Source organism: Neobacillus cucumis (genome assembly GCF_002860255.1).
Lineage (GTDB): Bacteria > Bacillota > Bacilli > Bacillales > Cytobacillaceae > Neobacillus > Neobacillus cucumis_A.
Map to the genome: position 1 here is coordinate 30,315 of NZ_PGVE01000031.1, position 20,743 is coordinate 51,057.

Here is a 20,743-nt window from a genome sequence, read left to right on the forward strand (position 1 = left end):
GTTCTTTTATTTGAGTTCTAGTATTCTTTTAATCCTCGGGTCTGTAAATAGATCACTATCATCTGTACTTCTTGTCGAGAATTCCGAAACAACCGCCCCTTCACTTCCTGATTTAAACCAATGAAGGGTATTTGGATAAATGGTATATTGCTCTCCTGGCTGTAAAATAATTTCATTGAAAGCCGTATAGTACTCTTCATCCCCTTGCGGCGGGTTCATTCTACGATTTTTTGTTTCTTCTCCTTCTACATATAGATATACTGTTCCGTATCGACATCTAAACGTCTCTTCTTTTCCGTCATCAAAATCTCTTTTTGGATGCTTGTGTTCAGGACAAGTTTGATATGGCAGCAAAGCCAGTTCCTTCGCACAAACCAGATCCGTGTTTACGTATGTAATCAATTGCAAGCCTGTATCCTCGATTTTATTTAGGCCAAAGTCAGCCACCTCTAAATCCTTTTTCTCTTCTTCAGTCAAAATGATATTTGCCTTATCGAACAATATTAAAGACTTGGCTTTTATTTTTTCATAATCTTGCAGATTCATGCTTCACTCCTCCTAAAACATTTTAGGCTTTATTAAGGAAAAGTCAGCCATTTCTGGCCGACCTTGGCTCTATTCATTGATCATCTTTAAGGCACTATTTAATGCGTCAACCACCCTGTCACACCAATGGTCAAATTCCTCATCCGTTTTTTGTAGTTCAGGATGAGCTAATATGTATTCGACCGTTTGCTTAACCCCTTGGTCAAATCGGATCGTAGCCACAAAATCGGGAACCAGTCTTTTTAATTTGGAATTATCGAATACGACGGAATTGGCCTTATCCCCCAATAATCCCCCCCTGTAATCTTCCTTACTGCATGCGTCCAAAAATTCCGATGACACATGGACCGCATGGAGTTTGACTCCGAGTGCGTCCGCGATTGCTTGGTAAATTTGATTCCAGGTAAGACTTTCATCTGAAGTGATCTGAACAGACTCACCGATGGCGTGGATATTGCCCATTAAGCCAATAAAGCCTTTAGCAAAATCACTATTGTGTGTCATCGTCCACAAGGAGGTTCCATCCCCATGAATAATAACCGGTTTATTCTCAAGCATTCGTTTGGCTACCTGCCAGGAACCTTTGCTTCCATGTACTCCAAGTGGAATCGAACGTTCATCATAGGTGTGACTTGGTCTTACAATCGTAATCGGAAAGCCTTCCTCTCGATAAAGTTTCAGCAAATATTCTTCACAGGCAATCTTATTTCTCGAATATTGCCAATATGGATTGGATAATGGCGTTCCTTCTGTAATTCGATAGTCGGACAAAGGAGTTTGATAGGCAGAAGCAGAGCTAATAAAGATAAATTGTTTCGTTTTCCCTTTAAATAAGCGATAATCTCTTTCCAATTGTGCAGGTTCAAACGCGATGAAATCCGCAACGACATCAAACTGTAAATCTTCAATCAGATTGGAAACTTGGTTCTCATCATTAATATCCGCTTGAAGTAGGTTTACCCCTTCTGGCAAGCGATCCTTTCGATTCCCTCTATTAAGAAGGTAAAGCTCACATCCCATGGTTACCAATTGCTTCGTAATGGCAGAACTAATGGTTCCCGTTCCACCGATAAATAACGCTTTCATTTTTCCACCTCCGGCAATTTTAAAGCGATCCATTCTATCAAATAACTATTCTATACTCATACCAAAATTCCTTTTTTCTTCATTCAAAAGGATCATTTATTCTTTTTTTTGAAATAATCATTTCAAGGAAAGGATTGACCGTGTTTTCCTAATCTTAGGAAAATATTTATGTTGTAAGCGCCCTATAAAAAGACTATGATTACTTGGTAGGTAAAATTTACAACTAGGCTTCCTGAGGGCGAGGATATAGTCATGCATTTGTTTGATTTGAGAAGATTGTTGATGATGGTGATTGGAAATTTATGTATAGGAATGGCCGTTTCCCTATTACGTTTAAGTCATTTTGGTACTGACCCTTTTAGCACGATGAATTTAGGGGTAAGTGGATTTTTAGAGGTATCGTTCGGTGTTTATCAATTAATCTTTAATTTATTTATCCTTATTATTCAATTTATTTTTGCTCGGCATGCGATTGGGCTGGGTACGATTGTTAATATGGTTGGAATTGGTTTTATTTCCGATTTTCTTGTATATGGCTACCATGAGCTATTCGGCTCTTCTCCGCTGTTCGTTACAAGAAGTATATTCCTTCTTATTTCTGTCGTCATCGTCGGAATCGGAGTGGCCTTTTATATGACAGCCGACTTGGGCATTTCGCCATGGGATGCTATGCCGCTAGTGATTCAAAAAATATCACATAACAAAATACCGTTTGTGCTGGCTCGAATGATGGCAGATATTTTAGGCGTAGTAATTGGATTTTCCTTCGGTGCGATTGTCGGGGTTGCGACTGTCATCATGGCATTTGGTATCGGTCCACTTGTGCAATATTTTCGGAAACATCTTGCCGAACCATTATTAAGAAATCATCACAAAGCCTTACCGGTTTCCATTCATCTCAATAAGTAATTGTGTTAAACCTCTATTTCAAAATAGAGGTTTTTTTGTGAACGATCATTTTTGAATGCATTCATATACAGTGATGTAATCAAATGAACTGCTCTCCATTAATCGCTCCCCCGAGTTTTCTCCGCCCCTATGTTCCAAGTCCTCATTTCCTAGGCAAGCGCATAATTTGACATTTTCAGCAAAAGCGAAACTAATACTCTTCTCTATTTTATAAACAATCATAAAATGGGACTCTAGAACTTTTCCGTTCTTATGTTCATCGGCATACCATATCGTACCGATTACTTTAATGGAGAGGAGGAGTTGATCTTGAGTAAGAAGAAAAAAAGCAAATCATTTTGGCGCCCTTTATTGGCGGCACCCGCTTTATTTTTTCTTGCCCCTGTTTCCATCGGATTGTATCTAACTCATCCCTTCCCTGCAAAAACCACAAAAACACCGAGGGAATACGGTCTTGAATTCGAAGATATTGAATTTTTCAGCCGACAAGACCAAGTAAAGCTGTCTGGCTGGTGGATTCCAGCCGCTTCAAAGCAAAGCAAGAAAACGGTCATCACTGCACACGGTTATATGAATGAACGTGCCATGGAAGGGATTGATGGACTACAACTTGCCAAAGTTCTCTCAGAACATGGATATAATGTACTGATGTTTGACTTTCGGAATACAGGCAAGTCTAAGGGAAGAACCACAGGGATTGGATATTTTGAAAGGCACGATTTGTATTCAGCGATTGAGTATGGGATACAGGAAAAGAAACAAGAAAAGATTGCTCTCCTTGGCTGGAGTATGGGAGCTGCTGCTGCCCTTATTGCTGGATGCGAACATCCTGCTGTTTCCGTCATTATTGCCGATAGTCCCTTTAGTGAATTAGGACCTTTTTTAAAAGAAAATCTTTCTTATTGGACCAAGCTACCCAAAAGGCCTTTTACTCCGATCATTTATCATTCTATGCGAATACTCCTCAAAATCGACCCCACTGAAGTTTCACCTATTAATCATGTGAAAAATACGAAAGGAAAAGCGTTTTTCTTAATTCATAGTAAAACAGATGAAGCCATTCCTTATATTGAGAGTGAAAAAATTGTTCAATCTATCTCATCAGATAACCATAAAGAATTGTGGCTGACCAACGATTGTCCACACATTCATTCATGTCTTTTAAATAAAAAAGAGTATACACTCCGTGTACTCCGATTTCTAGATATGTACTTAAATCTTGGATAAGGCTGTAAAAAGCCCATACCTCTCATCTGTCGGAGCAACGACTCACTTCCTTCTTCGGGGGATATGGACCCCTCTCATCTGTCGGAGCAACCACTCACTTCTTCCTTCGGGGAATAAGGACCCCTCTCATCTGTCGGAGCAACCACTCACTTCCTCCTTCAGGGGATGAGGACCTTTCTCATCTGTCGAAACACCGACTCGCTTCCTCCTTCGAAAAGGGCGATGACACCCTTGTTTGTCATCGCCCTTTTTTATGCTTATCATCATCCCCATTAAATACAATTCGCGTCTATTACCTGTCCAGATACCGACATAAGTTCATTTATGTTCACCCATCCACCAATATTTTGAGATTGGTCCACACCTTCTATGGTAAAAGCTAGGCTAATATGATTGGGAAGTGACAATGTGGCTCTTTTGCCCATGCAATTCTGTGCTTTTTGCAAAGAATCCACCCTTACCCCTTCACACGAAACCGTATACCTTTGCATCGGTACATAAATTAATATTCCCCTAAAAGGGTCATAGGTCTTTATAAAACCTTCAACCGTTGTTCCATCTCGGAAAGATAATCTGATCCATCTCTTTTGCTGATAACAAGCAAGAATTTTTTGAAAAAGACCTTGTCTGTAGTCATAATAATATGGATAGAAAGGCTGGTAAGGATCATTTGGATACAATGCAGCCTCCCCCCTTTCTTTCATTTGTAAATCTTTTCATGTATATGAGAAAAAAAGGGGTTGGTGCTTGTCATTAATGGATAAGAAAAGCGAATACAAATCGTTAAAGCTTTCAATCAATGGTATGCTGTTATCCAACAAGGATACGTTAGCAGATACACCTTGGCTATGACTTGAAAATATGAAACTAGTAGTTTACCATATATGTAAATATATCCCTTAAATCCCACTGCTCCTTACCATACAGTATTATATCAATACTAGGGTTAAGAGTGAGCACTTTATCACTGGAGGAAACTAATACCGAAGGGCTGTTGTAAATGAGTCAGAACCTTTTAATGCCAGCAGTAATATTAGTCGTATTGGCGGGAGTTATTTATGTTCTTTCTAAGGTGTTTAGAAAGAAATCTTCTAAAGATACATAAATAAGAAGAAAGGCACCTTTTGAGGTGTCTTTCTTCTTATAAAAATATTTGGTTACGAATCTGGCAACTGATATCAATAACTCCTACATCATTTAACTCCTTTTTTATGACCGTTCCTAAGCTTTTTCCCTTCAGGAGGGAATAATTCTTTTTTATTTTGACCGTTGCAGCTCTTTTATTATTTCAAACGTCTTAATTCCCTTTTTTTATGACCGTCCCAAACCTTATTCCCGTCAGAAGGGAATAATTCTTTTTTATTTTGACCGGTGCAACTCTCTTTTCCCCTCAAACGTCGTAATTCCCTTTTTTGTGTCTGTCTCCATAGCTTAATGGAGTTATTTTTCATCTATATAAATAAGGGACGCGAAAAAGCATGAGCCTTTTTCCCTTTTTGCCCCATTTCTGCCTTTAGACGCTTGTTCTAGACGATGGTCAAGTTTCCTTCATCTATCCATGCTGGAATCTGATTTATACTCGTAACCATTACGCTTTTCTCGTCCACCATCGCTTCGGTGAGGAACAAATTGCTTTTATTTTTCAATGTCATATCATATCTTCCAGGAGCAGGGAGTGTATAGTGCGAATAGGGAGTTAACACCGATCCAGTCCGTTCGCATTTTACTTCGTATCAGTGGCTGATAAGATTGGGCAGCTCCTCGACATTCCCAGCTAACAGTTGTTGTCTGATCCGAGTCGAACTGATTTTTTCTCCTTTATACTCCACTTTGTCGACCGTCGTGACCTCTATCTGATCTCCGGAATCTTGTGTCAATGTTTCCATATTCCCTACACCACGGCTGCCATATGAGTCATAGCCCGCGACTGTATGAATAACACCCAGCTTGATCAGGTAGTCGTTAACAAAAGCTTGAGGTGACAACCCGGCAAAGTCCTTATCGAACTCCACAAGATAGAACGTATCTACACCGAGTTCACAAAACCTTTTTTCTTTTTCGGACTGCGGCATTAAATAGTGACAACTCGCCTTCCCCCCGATGACCGTTTTCGGATGTGGAAAGAAACTCATGACAGACAATGAAACGTTTCTTTCCTTTGCTTTTTCGAATGCGGTTCGAATCACTTTTACATGTCCATGATGGAGACCGTCAAAACATCCAAGTGCAATAACATTTGAGCTTGCCCTTTCCTGATAAGCAGCGAAATTCCCTCATTTTTTTTTGGTCGGTCGTCAATGAGCTTGATTTCAGTACGTGCTCCATGAATACCGCAGTTCTTCCATACCATATCCCCTCCTTCATGATCTTTTCACAGGCATATTCCTTCAGCAGGCTATGTTGCTGGTCAAAATTTCTGTTCACTCGTGGAAACTCGGGCATATACACTCATCATAAAAACCTCCTGTACAATATGCTTGTATTATTCAGGAGGCGTATTTTTTAAAGGTATTTGGTAAACTAAAAATCTACTAAATTTTCCGCACCACCGCACGGACCGGACTCCCATCAGCTTCAGCCAGTGAAAGCGGGAGGGCTGCTAGTTCATAGTCGCCGGGATGGATGTTATCTAACACCAAACCTTCAAGGATATGGATTCCATGATTGGCGAGTTCATGGTGTGCCGAAAGCTCTTTACTATCGATGGGGTCGACTGACGGCAAGTCGAGACCAATCAGACGGACTCCAAATTTTGATAAATATGACGCTAATTCGGGTTCAATACTAGGGATAACCGCTGGGAAATACCGCCGATCAATCCATGCATCTGTCCTGATTAACAAACGAGTGATCCCTGTTAGTTCGAAATCAGATAATTCCTTGACTCCGATGGATGACTTATTGGGCAAATGGATCACCCGAGACCTGCCAATGTATAAATTCACATCAAGATCGACCACTTTCTTCCCATCATCATCAAAATGAAAAGGGGCATCTATATGCGTGCCGGTATGGGTACTCATGATGATTTGCCCTACATTGACCGAGCCACTCTCTTCTTTATTCCACGTTCGTTTATAGGAGAAAGGAGTATCACCTGGCCAGACTGCGACCTTTTCATCCAGTCGTTGAGAAATATCCATCCAATCACTCATGCAAACTACCTCCATCTCTTCTATCTATCCTTTTACTTTGTTGTTTTCCTGATTGAATAGGCTGCTCTATTAAAGTTTCGTTCTTAAACTCCACAGTTCCGGGAAAAAGTGCTGATCCAGAGCTCTTTTTAAGTAGCTGACACCTGATGATCCGCCTGTTCCTTGCTTGTGACCAATAATTCTTTCCACCGTACTCATATGATTAAAACGCCATAATGACTGCTGATTGCTGATATCAATTAACTTCTCTGCCAACTCATATAAGTCCCAATATTGCTCAACATTACGGTAAACGGTTAGCCATCCTTTTTCCACGCTGTCATTTGGTTCATAATTTTTTGATACATCTCGATTAAGCACCTCTAGGTCGACAGGTATTCCACGCGCAGCAAGAGCCTTTATTGCCGCATCATAAATACTTGGTTTATTTAGTGCTTCCTGCATTTGTTCATAGAGCTTTGTTTGATGTTGATAGACGGCTAATGTGTGGACATTTTTGTTACCCAATGCAAATTCAATCAATCTGTTCTGATAAGACTGGAATCCTGATGATTGGCCCAACTTATCCCTAAACTCCAAGTACTCTGAAGGTGTCAAAGTAGAAAGAACACTCCACGACTGAATCAATTGCTGTTGAATTCTTGAAACACGCGATAGAATTTTAAATGACGGTTCCAAATCGTTTCGGCTAATATACTCAATTGCTGCTGTCAATTCATGAATAATTAATTTCATCCATAATTCACTTGCTTGATGAATAATGATAAATAACATTTCATCATGGTGACCAGATAAACGATGTTGACTGGATAAAATCTGATCGAGATGAAGGTAATCCCCATATGACATGGCTTCTTGGAAATTGGTTTGAATGCTTCCCTCTAGTTTTGAGTTCGTACCTTTTTCATGTGTATTCATATGACCCGCGCCCCATTCTTTTCCATTAATTCGCCAAAAATAAGCAATCCTTACCATTGAGCAGTTTAGTTTATCTTCTTTTTTATTTCATCATTTGGAATTTGATTCATCGTTCTTTTTTTTAAAATAGGATAGACAGCAGTTAAACACAGTAACCATGGGATACCGAATTGCAGCATGATTTTAAAACCAGTAAACCAGGTAGTGATCATTAAACTCAGGAGAAGTATTGCTCCTGCTATCGTTAAATACGGATAACCAAGCATTTTAACAGGCAATTTTCTGCCACCTGACTTCTCCCACTTTCTTCTAAAAAACAAATGTGATACAAAAACCATAAACCATGTGAAAATAGCACCAAACATAGAAATTCCCATCATAAATGCATAAGATGAATCAGGTAATAAGGCATTTACCATTGCAGCAAGAAAAATTCCTAGAGTAGAAATAGCGAGTGCCCCAAGAGGAACACCTTTTTTGCTTAATTTCCCAAAAACGGCTGGTGCTTGATTTCCTTGGGAAAGTGAAAACATCATTCGGGTAGAAGCATACAATTGACTGTTCATAGATGATAAGGCAGCCGTTAAAATAACAAAATTCATGATTCCTGATGCACCAGGAATATTTAGTAGCTCGATTACTTTCACAAATGGACTTTCTTCCACTCCCGCTGATCTCCAAGGAACAATCATTAACATAATGCCAATCGTCAAGATATAAAAGATTGATAAACGGAACAGTGTTGCCTTCAACGCTTTTGGCACGGCAACATCCGGGTCTTTCGCTTCACCCGCTGTAACCGCTATTAATTCTGTTCCTAAAAAGCTAAAAAGAGAAATAAAAATAGCCACCCACATTCCCCAGAAGCCGAATGGTAAAAAACCCCCGTCATTTACTAAGTTTTTTGGTCCCATATTCGGTTCTGCATGGCCTCCGAAAAAAACATAGGCTCCCAGGAGGATAAAACCAATGATTGCACTTATTTTAATCATGGAGAACCAATACTCAAACGTCCCAAAAGCATTTACACTTGTGGCATTTATATAAATGAGGACTGACGAAAAGATGACGATCCAAACGATTCCAGGCACATGTGGGAACCAATACTTCATATAAACAGCAATGGCACTTACCTCTACTCCAACAGCAAGAACGTTTGCAATCCAATAAGAATATCGCACGAGATAGCCTGTAAATGGATTGATATATTTTTCAGCAATTGTGCCAAAAGATCCGGAAGTAGGGTGAGCAACCGTCATTTCCGATAAACAGCCCATTAAGAGTAGGACAATCAATGCACCAATTGCATAACTGAGTATGACACCAGGTCCTGCCGTACTAATGGCCATACCACTTCCCAGAAAAAGACCTGTTCCTATGGCACACCCCATTGCAATCATCGTAAGCTGATTCGTTTTTAAAGCTCGCTTCAATCCCTTTTCTTGAGCATTTTTGTCCTCCATATAAATCCCCCTCGTTAGGCTACGATTTCGCGCTCATTTTCAAATTTTTCATATTGCTTATCCTTCATAATCCTTTTAAGTATTTGTACCACTGACCAAACTTCCTCGTAGGAAGTATAAAGAGCAACAGGTGCAAAACGAATGATATTCGGTGCTCTGAAATCCGGAATGATCCCGTTTTCCTTTAATGACTTACATATTCGTGCTGCTTCCTCATGCTCAAGGCTTATATGCCCGCCTCGACGCATGTCTTCTCTTGGTGTACCAATGAAAAATCCCATGTCCTTAAGTTCATTTTCAACTAACTCTATTAAATATTGATTTAGTTTAAGAGACTTTTGACGAATATTTTCAATGCCTGCTTCGGTAAAAATTTCTAATGAGCCTATCAAAGGAGCAGCACTTAAAATATGAGGAGTTCCTATTTGGAATGATGCAGCTGAATGAGCAGGTGTGAAGGTATGTTCCATATCAAACTGTTTCTCCTTTTTAGAACCAAACCATCCTGCCAAGCCAGGGATTTTTCCAAAATGTTTACGATTTACAAATAAGCCTCCAACACCTCCAGGCCCGCCATTTAAATGTTTATAATTACACCAAAAAGCAAAATCAACGTCCCACTCACTAAAAGAATGAGGAATCGCTCCTACCGAATGGCATGCATCAAACCCGATTAAAATACCTCTATTATGTGCTTCAGTCGTTAATCGTTTTATATCTAAAATTTGACCGCTGCGGTAAAGGACAGTAGGCAAGATGATCAGAGCAATGTCATCGTTCATCGCTTCAATCATGTCTTCCTCTTCTAAAAATCGGCCATCACGGCTTTTCACTCGAATGAGATGCGTATCGAGATCATATCCATGGAGGCGTAACTGGCTTTGAAGGGCATAAATATCTGTTGGAAAAGTTAGTTCATCTGCTAGAATTTTAGTCCGCAGTCCTTCCGGTTTATAAAATGTAGATACGAGCTGATGCAGATTAACGGTTGTAGAACCCGTGACCATGACTTCTTCAGCAGAGGCTCCAACTAACGGTGCAAGCTTCTTACCTAACTCTTCTGCCATAAAGAACCATGGATGTTTCCCTTGGGTCCAGCCATCAATTCCAAACTCCTTCCAATCCTCTATGGATTCTAATAGAGTCTTTTCCGCTCTTTTTGAAAGAAGTCCTAATGAGTTCCCGTCCATATAAATGGTTCCAGGCTTTATATAAAACTCTTCTCGAAAATGTCTAAGGGAATCTACCTTATCCAATTCTTTCGCGTAATCTAAACCTTCTAGCATCATGATTCTCCCCTTTACAATGAATAAATATTTTTAAAAGCGCTTTCATAATAATATTGACATCATGTCAATATTATTATTGAATGAATATGACACTATGTCAATATTAATTTTTAAAGCTCGATTCGTTTTTATTACATCCCTTTATTTTTTTTAATAATACCTTTATTCTAAAGTAGAGACGCGTGTGTGGAGGAATAAAAATGAAGCAAGGTCATGTAGAGGATAAACGACATTTACGATCGCTCATAACGAGGCAAAAATTATTAGAGGCTGCCAGAGAGGTTTTTCTCGAGGTAGGGTTCCAAAAAGCGACAATCTCACAAATGATTAAGAAAGCGAACATTGGATACGGAACTGCCTATGTTCATTTTGAAGGAAAAGAGGATCTTTTAATTGTATTAATGGAGGATGTCATGCAGCGATTTTATAAAATCGCAGAGACCTCCTTTCGGCCTAAATCAAGACAAGAAGCTGAGGAAATCATTTACACACAAGTCAAATCTTTTTTATTAATGGCAGAAGCTGAACAAGATATGATGCAGATTTTTGAACAGGCCATTGGGATCTCTTCTTTAGTATCTGATAAATGGAAAACCATTCGGGAAAAATTTATTCAGCGAATTTCACAGGACATAGCATATGCACAACAAAGCGGATTGGCTCGAGCAGAATTAGATCATGAGATCGTCGCACGAAGCTGGTTTTTTACGAATGAAATGTATTTATGGGAATTTGTTCGAAAGGAACATCATCGTTCTGTTGAAGAAATTGCTAAAACGATTACATCTATCTATGTAACAGGACTTTATATCTGATTTTCAGATTAATAAATCTTTTTTTACCCATTCCTCTTTTTGTTTCCTAAGGGTCTTGATCTATTTATAACGTATAAAAAGCTAACCAGCAACCTGATCAACATAATAAGAACCCAATCTAATCATCCATAAGATGCAATTAAATTTTTCCATGGTTAGCCAATTCCCTTATTTTAGTTGGGCTGTCTGTAAAGGATTACCGGCTAAAATTGTTTCCACATCTTTTAGCCCGGTAGAAAAGCATAGTTGTATCACCTTTAAGAAACAAACCTTAACATAAATTGTTTTCAAGTATGTAACCATTCTCCCAAGTCCCTATAAGTAATAATCGATCATCGCTGCTGAATTGCCCAAAACAAGCGTATTTAATTTTTTCAACTACTATGGGTTTTAAATCATCGTATCGCAGGATTAAAACTGTCTGACTATATATAAGGATAATATATCGACCATCGTTTGACTGGTGAATGTGTTGAAAATAGCCAAAGTGGTCAGGATAATCCTAAATTTTTTATTAGATTAATGGTTTTGACTAATTGAAACCCACCTGTTTCATAAACACAAATTGTCCCGATTGTCCTTTTTATATATAAGTAATCATCGTTTTGTGAGAACTGAATATAACCAGGATCTTTAGGTTTACTAAGTTCTGCCATTTTTTCCCAAGAACTTGAATCAAACACAATGGTTTTACTACCCATGGTATGGCATAAAAAACGATGGTTGTTTGAAAGCTTAATTTGATATGAAGTTTTCAATTTTTTAATCAGGTTCATTTGAAGCATTCCCTACCGAGCTCCTTGTAAATTCTTTGCCTAGTCATTTATGTATTCTATCCCTTTAATTTGAATAATAAAAAGTTGGTTCGCAACAGATTACCTATTATGTTAGTAATCACCTCCTGCTATCTCTACTCAATGAGCAGCTCGCAGGTCCACCGAGGTCACTATCACTATTTCACCCGTTTTAATATTTAATAAAGAAAGTGATTCTTCAAACTGCATTTCCATTTCCTCAATAATATCTTTTAGATTAACTTTTATACTCATTATTAGATCACCTTTTGATATATTTTACTAAAGCACCCATTAGCTTAAGTACAATGCTTCACAAACTTATATTAGAAAATAAATTACCATAAAACATCTGTTCCTACAAACAATTATTTCCTTGGAACTCCTACCCATTGAGTTTTTCCATTCCAAAAATCATCAAGGTGGTTCCACCATTTAAGTGATTCTGGTTTGAGGTACTTCTTAAAGACATCAGGGTTGATTTCATCTCCTGACATGTTTTGAATGCTTTCTAGTAAACCAATTGTTGCAGATTCTTTAACAAAGTCATCTCCATCAGTATGCAAAAGCTCAATTACTTCAAAGATTTTTGGAAATTCATTTATTTGATTTTGTTTATAAAGTTCAATAAGATGAGCAACAAATTCCATTATATCAATATAAATTAACTGCTCTCCATCATCACCAAGATTTTCTTCATAATATGGTTTATATGAAGGACACGCTTCAAGCAGTAAATTCATTACTTCATGTTTACTTATTTCCCTTTTCAAGCTCAGTCACTTCCTTCAGTAATTACCACCTTTAACAAATGCTCCTGTTTGTTTAAGTACAATCCTTCACAATCTTAATTACAATCGACTATGTTTCTTAAATTATGTTGCCTGTATTGAAATGCATTTTATTGCACTGGTTGCAAAATAGTCATATTGTTTAGATATCTTTGCGAGGTGCTTTTATAACGCTACGGAAATGAATAGTTTTTGTTGAACTATCTTTAACTCCACTGTGAGTTATCATAATAAATATACAAAGTCCTTGTCTTAACATCTAAAAAGTAAGCTTTGCGTTTTGTATACCAATCTCCATCTCCAACTGTTTTTTTAATGTAGGAATAATAATACCCTTCCTTTTTTTCTTTAGGTAATGGATATTTTTTGCTTACCATTAGATCTTGGAAGTCATTAGGTTTTGGATGTCGCATTGAGTTTGGAACAACAGTTCCATATTTCCAACCTTTATCTCTGATTGCCTGGATGAATTGATTCATTTGAGGGTGACTAAACCGAATCACTTCATACTCTGTCTCTGAATCTATCGTACTTTCTTGATAGTCCTCTAAAACATGAACCGACATGGGTATATATACATGTATTCTCTGTGCAATAGTGAATGGTGCCCCGTTAAATATTTTCGAATATCCTAATACAATAATTCCATAAAAACAACATATCCCAACAATAATTCCCCACCATTTTATTGCTTTTTTCTTCTTATAAGATACCAAAAAAACCAATGAAATAATTAACCAAATTAAAAGAGGAATTGTAAATATTAAAATAAGTAAAGTCAAAATACTGCCAAGGGTATCTCCAAAGTTCCCCAAAGCTAATTGAGTGTGTAAATTCAAGTTGATAACCTCTTTTCGCAAAATTGAACTATTCGCAATGGGCTGGAAACCATTGCACCAACTTTTTATGAGGGAGTAGAATGCAGTTCATTCCAGCTTTATATTCTATGGGAGTCTCAACCTGCTTAATTCCTTCTTCACTAACCTGTTCCATTACATCAATAACGTTATGAAAAAAGACTAGATACAGTCCCTATGTTGCGAAAAACGAAAGGATCCATTTGTTTTATTTAAAGATGGTTTGAATGGTTTGAATTATCGTAGGAATTAAACCCAAAATTGTTCCTATCACTTCACAAACAATTATGATAGTAACTCTTTTAACCCATTTATTTGACGTTTCTTCAGATATATTTTGTTCTTTATCCAATATTTTAACTTCCCTTTTGATTTGATATAATTGGAACAACCCAATCAGGATAAAGATAAGCCCAATACATGCAACAATTTGATTCCATTTCATTAAAATCCGTCTCCTAATCCTGCAATATTTTACTGTTAGTTTTCTTTTAGCACTATCCTGCCACGTTATCTGAAAAGTCAAAGTCACCAAATTGCAATGGCAGCTGGATCTTTTATACGCTTTCATTCGATAGCCTTAATCAAGTTAATAGTTATTTTTTTTGATGAAAGGTAAATCAGAAAAAGCTGAACCGAGTGATATAGCGAAAGGCAAAAATAAAACCTGTTGAAAATTTATTTCTGATGGTTTTTTAAAGTAGTAATAAATCAAACCGAGACAACTAATTAGGACAAAGCTAATAATGAATTTATATAATCTTTTTCTTATATCTACCCATTCAATTTTACTTAAATTTAATATCGTTCCAATTACGAAATAAAAAACAAATAAAACAAGAAAAATCAAATAGCCAAGTACAAATTTAGTGGCAAATGAATTATCAATGTTTTTATAAATAATAAATAATGTAAGGATTAACCCGACAATACATAACGTATACATTAAAATTGCAAAAAGGTTTTTCTTCATTGAATAACCGCCTTCATTTTTTGTCTTCCAAACTCCATTTTCTCAAAATTCTACTTACCTTTTCTACTGGGAATTTTTACTTATTTAACTAACCTGCATCTTATCTACAGTATGTTTTTTCACCGTATTTAACGTAAGTATAGATACCAAAAATGCCATTTTTCTATCTTTGTAGACACATTATCTACAGTAGGAAATTATAGTTTTCAACGTAAACAATGATAAAGGAAAACTCATGTTGGCATATCCGAGTGGGAGTAAGATCGTCATTGCTCTGACCTTAATGAATTTATCGGGATTGACATCTACTCTAGTGGAAAAGGCAAGCGTAAGCGGTCCTTGATACTGAGAAGGTGGATATGATAGGCTGTCCAGCTGACAGCCCCCCAGCGACCATCGGGAGCGCCCTTAGGGGGATGACGGCTAGGGCTGCCACATCATATCTGCCGGAGGCTCAGTGTCAAGGATGCCTTTGGAACGGTCGGTAAGGAGGGATTCGCCCCGCCCTTAACGATGACGATTGATTATTTTCAAAGTCAAGTTCTTAAACGCTTATCTATAAATACATGTAAACAGTGATATAAGGTTCATCAGATCAACGTTTTTATTGCTGATACTGTATATAAGCCCCTGTTTGTTCAATAAGAAAAGGAGGTGCCGCAGCAACCTCCTTTGTTAAACTCAAGCCCCCTTTAGTGTAAGTACATTCCTTCACAAACTCACATTTCGTTGAATATGAAAAGGGTACTACCTCTTGACGAAGTTATACCCCTTTGCCTAATGTAGCTTTTTATTAATTAATTCAACTAAAACCTTCACAAAACATCCTAATAAAAGGTATATCGGAAAAGAATATAAATATTTCCACTTGTACAAGGCGTAAATTCCTACCCAGTGAAATATCGGTTCAATTATAAATGATATAAAGGCAGAAAAAACAATAAGAGCTAAAAGGAAGTTGAACCATCGTTGCCCGTATCTTTGATAAATAAGCATATAAAATACTGGTAAATAACTCAAATCGAAAGGTATTAGTGGGGGAATAAAAGCCCAATATAAATGAATGGGATATGCCCATGCACCATGATTGGTGCCAATCACATCAAGTGTAACTGAAAGTCCGCCAATAATTAACCCGAAGTTTAAAAGCAAATGAACTCGCTTTCTATCGACAAATTTTACCCATAATATCCATATTAAAATTGTTGTTATTAATAATATCCACCATTGCCAAGTTAAAAAGGCATTCTCTAACCAAAATTTGTGATATGCTTCTAAAAAATTCATCCTTTTATCTTGTACATCTTTAAATAAAAATTCTGTTTTAATCATAAAAATGATTCAATCCTATTCTTATGGTTTAACTGTTATATTTTCCTAATTCCTCAAAATTATTTTCCAATCCTATTCCACTAAACTACCAGTTATTTCAATAAGAAATGCTTCCGAGGGCGAACTCAAATAAATAGGGGAATCATTAATCAAATGATTCCCTGGGCAAATTAAATATGTTGGAAAGAAAAATTAAAAATAAAATTGAAATTATCCACGCTAACCAAGGTTTACTAACATGAATCTTTAGGACTGTAAACATTATTATATTGAAAAGTAGTGACCAATAAATGTTCCAACCGTAATGATACTCAATCGAATTTAACTTATTGCTAGAAATTTCAATGAAAGTATAAATTAAGACCCACAGCAATATCCAAAAAAGTTGTTTTAATCTTTGATGTGGAAATCTCCCTAGGTATATTAGCAGGGTGGATGTATAAGAAAAAAACATTACAAAAAGGCTAATAATAAGATGACCGTGTAGTATATCTTCCCCGATTATACCTTTGGTAAAATTCCAAAATCTATGGTTTCGAAGTAAGGCATTATAAAAAAAATCGCCACCTATCAAAAATAAGAAAGTGGGATAATATTTGCGCCAATTTTTCCAATCACCCCACTTATAAGCAGCAAAAATAAAAGCTGAGTATAAAATAATTCGCATTCTTATCTCCTTACAATGATGGAATGGAGTTTAAAAATATTATTAGGATTTATTTAGTGCTTTTTGTATCTTTTTTGATTTGCCAAATAAGATATTCTGTCTGGAGTTGGGACCATACAAATCCACCAATCATTAATTGCAATATACATTTTACGTTCTTGCTTAGTTTCTTTAGAACGGTTTAGAAAAACGAAAATGGCGATGAAACTCGTCGCCCCATGTAATTAATATCACAAACCATGTTCATACCGGTTCTACAGTTTTTAAAAGTATTTGTAAAACTAGAAAGTATAATACACCTTATCAAATTTTAACTATGTAATTGAACAATTCGAACTTATTATGTTTATTAAATTAATTGACTTCAACAAGCATAATTGACCGCCGCAGCGATCATCGCAGGAATATCATCTTGAATTCAAGCTACCCATTAGTTGAACAAGGAAAAGGCAGCCGCAGAAACCCCGATTGTTGAGCATAAGCACCCCGGTAGTTTAACAAGGAGTAATTTTGCCCTCCAACTAAAAAATAAAAATGGATAACCATTCTATATAATTTGGTTATCCATTTTTATTTTTAGCTATTACTTTTTCTTTCTCTTGCCGCTTTTTTCCTAGCCTTTTTACTTTGTCCAATTTCTGCACCGAATTCCGTATCTGCTGCTTTACTTCCTCCAGTATGTGGCTGATTTCTATTGTTATAACGGTTTGTCAACGTTTCTCCACCTTTCAAGGATAGCTTCTTCTATTATGTGTTGAATACAAAGCCACTCACTTAAGAAAAAAGCATTTATGGTAATTTACTACTACTTAAGTATTAAGTGAACCATTTGTATATTGCTTTTTATCTTAGAAAATTATTCCTTAAATACGTCTATTTTGTTCTTAAACTTTTCTTCTCCTATTGTTTAAGTACATCTCTTCCCATTTTAAAATATTCGCTTGTAGCATTCATATATGGGTGTTTTTACTCTTCATTGAAATAAAGGGTTGCGATATTAGTGAATTTTCTGTAAATTATAATTAAAAAGGGTGAGACTTCATGAATATTGCAGAGGTAAATGATCAGATTCGATCTAACAAAGGAATTATCGGGCTTGTAGAAAAGGTTTATGAAAACTCCGTAATGATTAAAATACATATTAATCCTACGGATATTTTTTATGAAAATAATGTAACCGTTATCAATCATAAAAACTACGAAGTCATTAAAAAAGCAGCATTACAATTATAAAAAAAGCCAATCTAAATATAAAAGCCTTTATCGATAATAATTAAGTTTTTACCGGTAAAGGCTTTTTATTTATTGAAATAACGCCCCTTTTACTTTAAGTACAAATGTTCACAAACTTACATTTACTATTTATAAAAACTGTAACAGACGAACATTTTTGGTAAGTAGCTTTTCTCCTGCTAAATTTCCAACTAGACTGGCTATACCTAATATAAATAAAGCCAAAGTTAATGTGGAGAGTGGGAGTCATTAAAAGTTAATACCCCGCCCAAAAAAAGAACAAGCTGATTTTCATTTGGAAAATCGGCTTGTTCCAAAGCACTGGAAACTGATAACCGCATAATAATCTATTTTTTACATTTCATATTTTTTTAAAGCAATGACTGCATTATGCCCACCAAACCCAAATGAATTGGAGATCCCTATTTTGAGATTTGTTTGTCGGGCTACGTTTGGTACATAATCTAAATCACATAATGGATCGGGGTGTTCTAAGTTGATAGTAGGCGGTATGATTCCTTCTTGGAGACTTTTTGCTAATGCAATAGCTTCAACCCCACCAGCTGCTCCTAATAAATGTCCTGTAATCGACTTATTAGCTGTAACTGGTATCTTGTATGCTTGTTCGCCAAACAATTTTTTTATGGCATTTGTTTCAGATATGTCACCTATCTCTGTACTTGTAGCATGAGCACTAATTACATCTACATCATCAGTAGAAAGGGACGCATCTTTTAAAGCCATTTTCATTGCGAGATAGGCTCCTTTACCTTCTGGATGTGGAGAAACCATGTGATAGGCATCAGAACTAGCACCATATCCAATTACTTCAGCATAAATTCGTGCATTTCTGTGTAAAGCATGTGTTAAAGATTCAAGTATTAAAATTCCTGCACCTTCAGACATGACAAATCCATCTCTATTCGCATCAAAAGGACGACTAGCAGCACTTGGTTCATCATTCCTCGAAGACAACGCTTTTGCATTCCCAAAACTGGCTAGAGACAATTCTGTTATGGCTGCCTCAGCCCCTCCAGCAAATGCTACATCCGCCATACCATACCGAATAATTCTGAAAGCCTCTCCAATAGCTGTATTTCCAATTGCACAAGCGGAAACAGGTGCCATAGAAGGTCCCAAAGCCCCCCATTTGATACTTATTTGTGCTGAAGCTGCATTTGCTATCATCGAAGGCACCATTGTTGGACTTACCCTTTGTGGTCCCCTTTCTCGAAGTACATCAATATTTTGTATCAAAGTCTCAATTCCACCTATTCCCGAACCAATATATACACCAAAACGCTCTAAATCTATTTCCTTTATGTTCAGATTGGAATCGTTCCATGCCTGTTCAGCTGCAACTAGAGCAAATTGACAAAATCTATCCATGCGCCTTGCATCCTTCTGACCAAGCATATCCTCAGCATTGAAATCCCTAACTAATCCAGCAATTTTGGTTTTATGTTTACTTACGTCAAACATATTAATGTAAGAAATTCCAGACTTACCTTCGGTTAAATTCCTCCAAAATGTTTCAACGTTGTTACCCAAGGGTGACACGACTCCCATCCCTGTAATCACAACTCGTTCCATAGTTCTTCCCCCTCTTTATTAGATTATCTATATTTTGGCACTGTATTTATCCTATTACAAGTTGTTGTTTATCATAGTATAATTAGTAATATGATTATCGTTTTAAGACAGGAGTAATTAAACATGAATAGTAAAACAAGATTACAAGCTCTATCAAAGTTTTTAAAGTCAAAACGTGCAAATATACAACCTCAATCAGTGGGATTACCAAAGGGAACTAGGCGGAGAACTCCAGGTCTAAGGAGGGAGGAAGTCGCCCAGTTAGCGGGAGTGAGCACTACCTGGTATACATGGCTAGAACAAGGGCGAGATATTAAGGTTTCATCTTCTGTACTAGATTCTATAGCATCTGCTTTACAGTTAAATAATGATGAACGAAAGTATCTATACGATTTAGCATTAGAAGTTAACACAAATGTGTATAAACATGAAGTTTTACAAACAAAACTTTCCCCTTCTTTAGAAAAAATTTTAACAGAATTAAAATACTGTCCTACTCTGATTACAGACCGACATTTCCAAATCGTTGGGTGGAATCCTGCTGCATCCTATGTTTTTCTGGATTTTGAACAAATACCGATTGAACAGAGAAACTTGATCCGCTTAGTGTTTACGAGGAAAGAGTTGAGGACTCTTGCTGTCAATTGGGAGCATTTTGTGAAAGGATTTCTTTCCATCTTTAGGGTTTATTATGGGCAAAATATGGGGGATGAATGGTACACTCAATTTCTTGAAGAAATGTCGAATCTTAATTCGGATTTTCAATCTTTATGGCAAGAAAATCAAGTAAATATGGCTCCCGAAGTGTTGATTGAATTCAGACATTCCAAGGCAGGTAAAATGATTTTTAATTTAACTTCTTTACAAGTTCATGGAGCTACAGATTTTTGGTGTAGCATTTATACACCTGTCGAGGGTTCATCTACAGAAGAAAAATTGAAGAAGATGATGAAAAAAAGTGTTATTGTTTAAAATCGAATGAAAGAAAAAAGCCGATTTTTCTTCCCCTATGAACTAAGATGAACGGCTTTTTCTGTAACTTTGTGAAGAAATGTACTTAAACTAAACTGCTAGTTAGTAGAGTAGAAAACTGAT

General features: G+C 36.8%; 24 protein-coding genes. 5 read left to right on the forward strand and 19 right to left on the reverse strand.

Annotation, left to right across the window (positions count from 1 at the left end):
• Positions 1-6: 6 nt before the first annotated feature.
• Positions 7-546 (reverse strand): D-lyxose/D-mannose family sugar isomerase, encoded by a 540-nt coding sequence (locus tag CVD27_RS07125; RefSeq protein ID WP_101647194.1) that lies wholly within the window; start codon positions 544-546, stop codon positions 7-9.
• A 69-nt stretch (positions 547-615) separates the two neighbouring features.
• Entirely contained in the window at positions 616-1,632 is a 1,017-nt protein-coding gene (locus CVD27_RS07130) for an SDR family oxidoreductase (protein ID WP_101647195.1), read from the reverse strand.
• Positions 1,633-1,899: 267 nt separating this feature from the next.
• Between CVD27_RS07130 and CVD27_RS07135 the strand changes: the two genes are divergently transcribed.
• Positions 1,900-2,541 (forward strand): YczE/YyaS/YitT family protein, encoded by a 642-nt coding sequence (locus tag CVD27_RS07135; RefSeq protein ID WP_257984293.1) that lies wholly within the window; start codon positions 1,900-1,902, stop codon positions 2,539-2,541.
• A 309-nt stretch (positions 2,542-2,850) separates the two neighbouring features.
• Positions 2,851-3,768 (forward strand): alpha/beta hydrolase, encoded by a 918-nt coding sequence (locus tag CVD27_RS07140; protein ID WP_180960191.1) that lies wholly within the window; start codon positions 2,851-2,853, stop codon positions 3,766-3,768.
• Positions 3,769-4,040: 272 nt separating this feature from the next.
• Here the strand turns inward: CVD27_RS07140 and CVD27_RS07145 are convergent, their stop codons facing one another.
• The 7 genes from CVD27_RS07145 to kynU form a co-directional block, all read right to left on the reverse strand.
• Positions 4,041-4,448, reverse strand: coding sequence for a hypothetical protein (locus tag CVD27_RS07145; protein WP_101647198.1), 408 nt, complete (start codon positions 4,446-4,448; stop codon positions 4,041-4,043).
• Between the two features lie 1,053 nt (positions 4,449-5,501).
• Positions 5,502-5,999, reverse strand: a complete 498-nt coding sequence (locus tag CVD27_RS07150) for an FAD synthetase family protein (protein ID WP_101647199.1) — start codon at positions 5,997-5,999, stop codon at positions 5,502-5,504.
• Positions 5,957-6,118, reverse strand: coding sequence for a hypothetical protein (locus CVD27_RS27985; RefSeq protein ID WP_180960192.1), 162 nt, complete (start codon positions 6,116-6,118; stop codon positions 5,957-5,959). Before CVD27_RS27985 ends, CVD27_RS07150 begins: the two co-directional genes overlap by 43 nt.
• Before the next feature lie 181 nt (positions 6,119-6,299).
• Complete coding sequence (gene kynB / locus CVD27_RS07155) at positions 6,300-6,923, reverse strand: arylformamidase (RefSeq protein ID WP_101647200.1); 624 nt, start codon at positions 6,921-6,923, stop codon at positions 6,300-6,302.
• 69 nt (positions 6,924-6,992) lie between these two features.
• Entirely contained in the window at positions 6,993-7,841 is an 849-nt protein-coding gene (gene kynA, locus CVD27_RS07160; protein ID WP_101647218.1) for a tryptophan 2,3-dioxygenase, read from the reverse strand.
• Between the two features lie 65 nt (positions 7,842-7,906).
• Positions 7,907-9,304, reverse strand: a complete 1,398-nt coding sequence (locus CVD27_RS07165) for an amino acid permease (RefSeq protein WP_101647201.1) — start codon at positions 9,302-9,304, stop codon at positions 7,907-7,909.
• Between the two features lie 14 nt (positions 9,305-9,318).
• Positions 9,319-10,590 (reverse strand): kynureninase, encoded by a 1,272-nt coding sequence (gene kynU, locus CVD27_RS07170; protein WP_374703053.1) that lies wholly within the window; start codon positions 10,588-10,590, stop codon positions 9,319-9,321.
• A 203-nt stretch (positions 10,591-10,793) separates the two neighbouring features.
• On the opposite strand from kynU, the gene CVD27_RS07175 reads away from it, so the two are divergent.
• On the forward strand, positions 10,794-11,408 hold the full coding sequence (locus CVD27_RS07175; protein WP_101647203.1) for a TetR/AcrR family transcriptional regulator: 615 nt from the start codon (positions 10,794-10,796) through the stop codon (positions 11,406-11,408).
• Between the two features lie 491 nt (positions 11,409-11,899).
• On the opposite strand, the gene CVD27_RS07180 is transcribed toward CVD27_RS07175, so the two are convergent.
• From CVD27_RS07180 to CVD27_RS27990, 9 genes are all read right to left on the reverse strand, one after another.
• Positions 11,900-12,193 carry a hypothetical protein gene (locus tag CVD27_RS07180; protein ID WP_101647204.1) on the reverse strand — a complete coding sequence of 98 codons (294 nt, stop codon included), beginning with the start codon at positions 12,191-12,193 and terminating at the stop codon, positions 11,900-11,902.
• 129 nt (positions 12,194-12,322) lie between these two features.
• A complete protein-coding gene (locus CVD27_RS28685) occupies positions 12,323-12,457 on the reverse strand; it encodes a hypothetical protein (RefSeq protein ID WP_257984294.1) in 135 nt (44 codons plus the stop codon).
• A 113-nt stretch (positions 12,458-12,570) separates the two neighbouring features.
• The gene (locus tag CVD27_RS07185; protein WP_257984295.1) at positions 12,571-12,975 is read right to left on the reverse strand and encodes a DUF7674 family protein; all 405 of its coding nucleotides are present in this window, start codon (positions 12,973-12,975) and stop codon (positions 12,571-12,573) included.
• Between the two features lie 224 nt (positions 12,976-13,199).
• A complete protein-coding gene (locus CVD27_RS07190; protein ID WP_101647205.1) occupies positions 13,200-13,832 on the reverse strand; it encodes a hypothetical protein in 633 nt (210 codons plus the stop codon).
• A 226-nt stretch (positions 13,833-14,058) separates the two neighbouring features.
• Positions 14,059-14,295, reverse strand: coding sequence for a hypothetical protein (locus CVD27_RS07195; protein ID WP_101647206.1), 237 nt, complete (start codon positions 14,293-14,295; stop codon positions 14,059-14,061).
• Between the two features lie 144 nt (positions 14,296-14,439).
• Entirely contained in the window at positions 14,440-14,823 is a 384-nt protein-coding gene (locus CVD27_RS07200) for a hypothetical protein (protein ID WP_101647207.1), read from the reverse strand.
• A 777-nt stretch (positions 14,824-15,600) separates the two neighbouring features.
• Complete coding sequence (locus tag CVD27_RS07205; RefSeq protein WP_101647208.1) at positions 15,601-16,155, reverse strand: CBO0543 family protein; 555 nt, start codon at positions 16,153-16,155, stop codon at positions 15,601-15,603.
• Between the two features lie 145 nt (positions 16,156-16,300).
• Positions 16,301-16,822, reverse strand: coding sequence for a CBO0543 family protein (locus CVD27_RS29055; RefSeq protein ID WP_101647209.1), 522 nt, complete (start codon positions 16,820-16,822; stop codon positions 16,301-16,303).
• A gap of 576 nt (positions 16,823-17,398) precedes the next feature.
• The gene (locus tag CVD27_RS27990; RefSeq protein WP_180960193.1) at positions 17,399-17,536 is read right to left on the reverse strand and encodes a hypothetical protein; all 138 of its coding nucleotides are present in this window, start codon (positions 17,534-17,536) and stop codon (positions 17,399-17,401) included.
• A 327-nt stretch (positions 17,537-17,863) separates the two neighbouring features.
• Between CVD27_RS27990 and CVD27_RS07215 the strand changes: the two genes are divergently transcribed.
• On the forward strand, positions 17,864-18,055 hold the full coding sequence (locus CVD27_RS07215; RefSeq protein WP_101647210.1) for a DUF2187 family protein: 192 nt from the start codon (positions 17,864-17,866) through the stop codon (positions 18,053-18,055).
• Between the two features lie 354 nt (positions 18,056-18,409).
• Here CVD27_RS07215 and fabF read toward each other — a convergent pair whose 3' ends face one another.
• Positions 18,410-19,648, reverse strand: coding sequence for a beta-ketoacyl-ACP synthase II (fabF, locus tag CVD27_RS07220; RefSeq protein ID WP_101647211.1), 1,239 nt, complete (start codon positions 19,646-19,648; stop codon positions 18,410-18,412).
• 123 nt (positions 19,649-19,771) lie between these two features.
• Here fabF and CVD27_RS07225 point away from each other — a divergent pair, with 123 nt between their 5' ends.
• A complete protein-coding gene (locus CVD27_RS07225) occupies positions 19,772-20,620 on the forward strand; it encodes a helix-turn-helix transcriptional regulator (RefSeq protein ID WP_101647212.1) in 849 nt (282 codons plus the stop codon).
• Positions 20,621-20,743 lie beyond the last annotated feature (123 nt).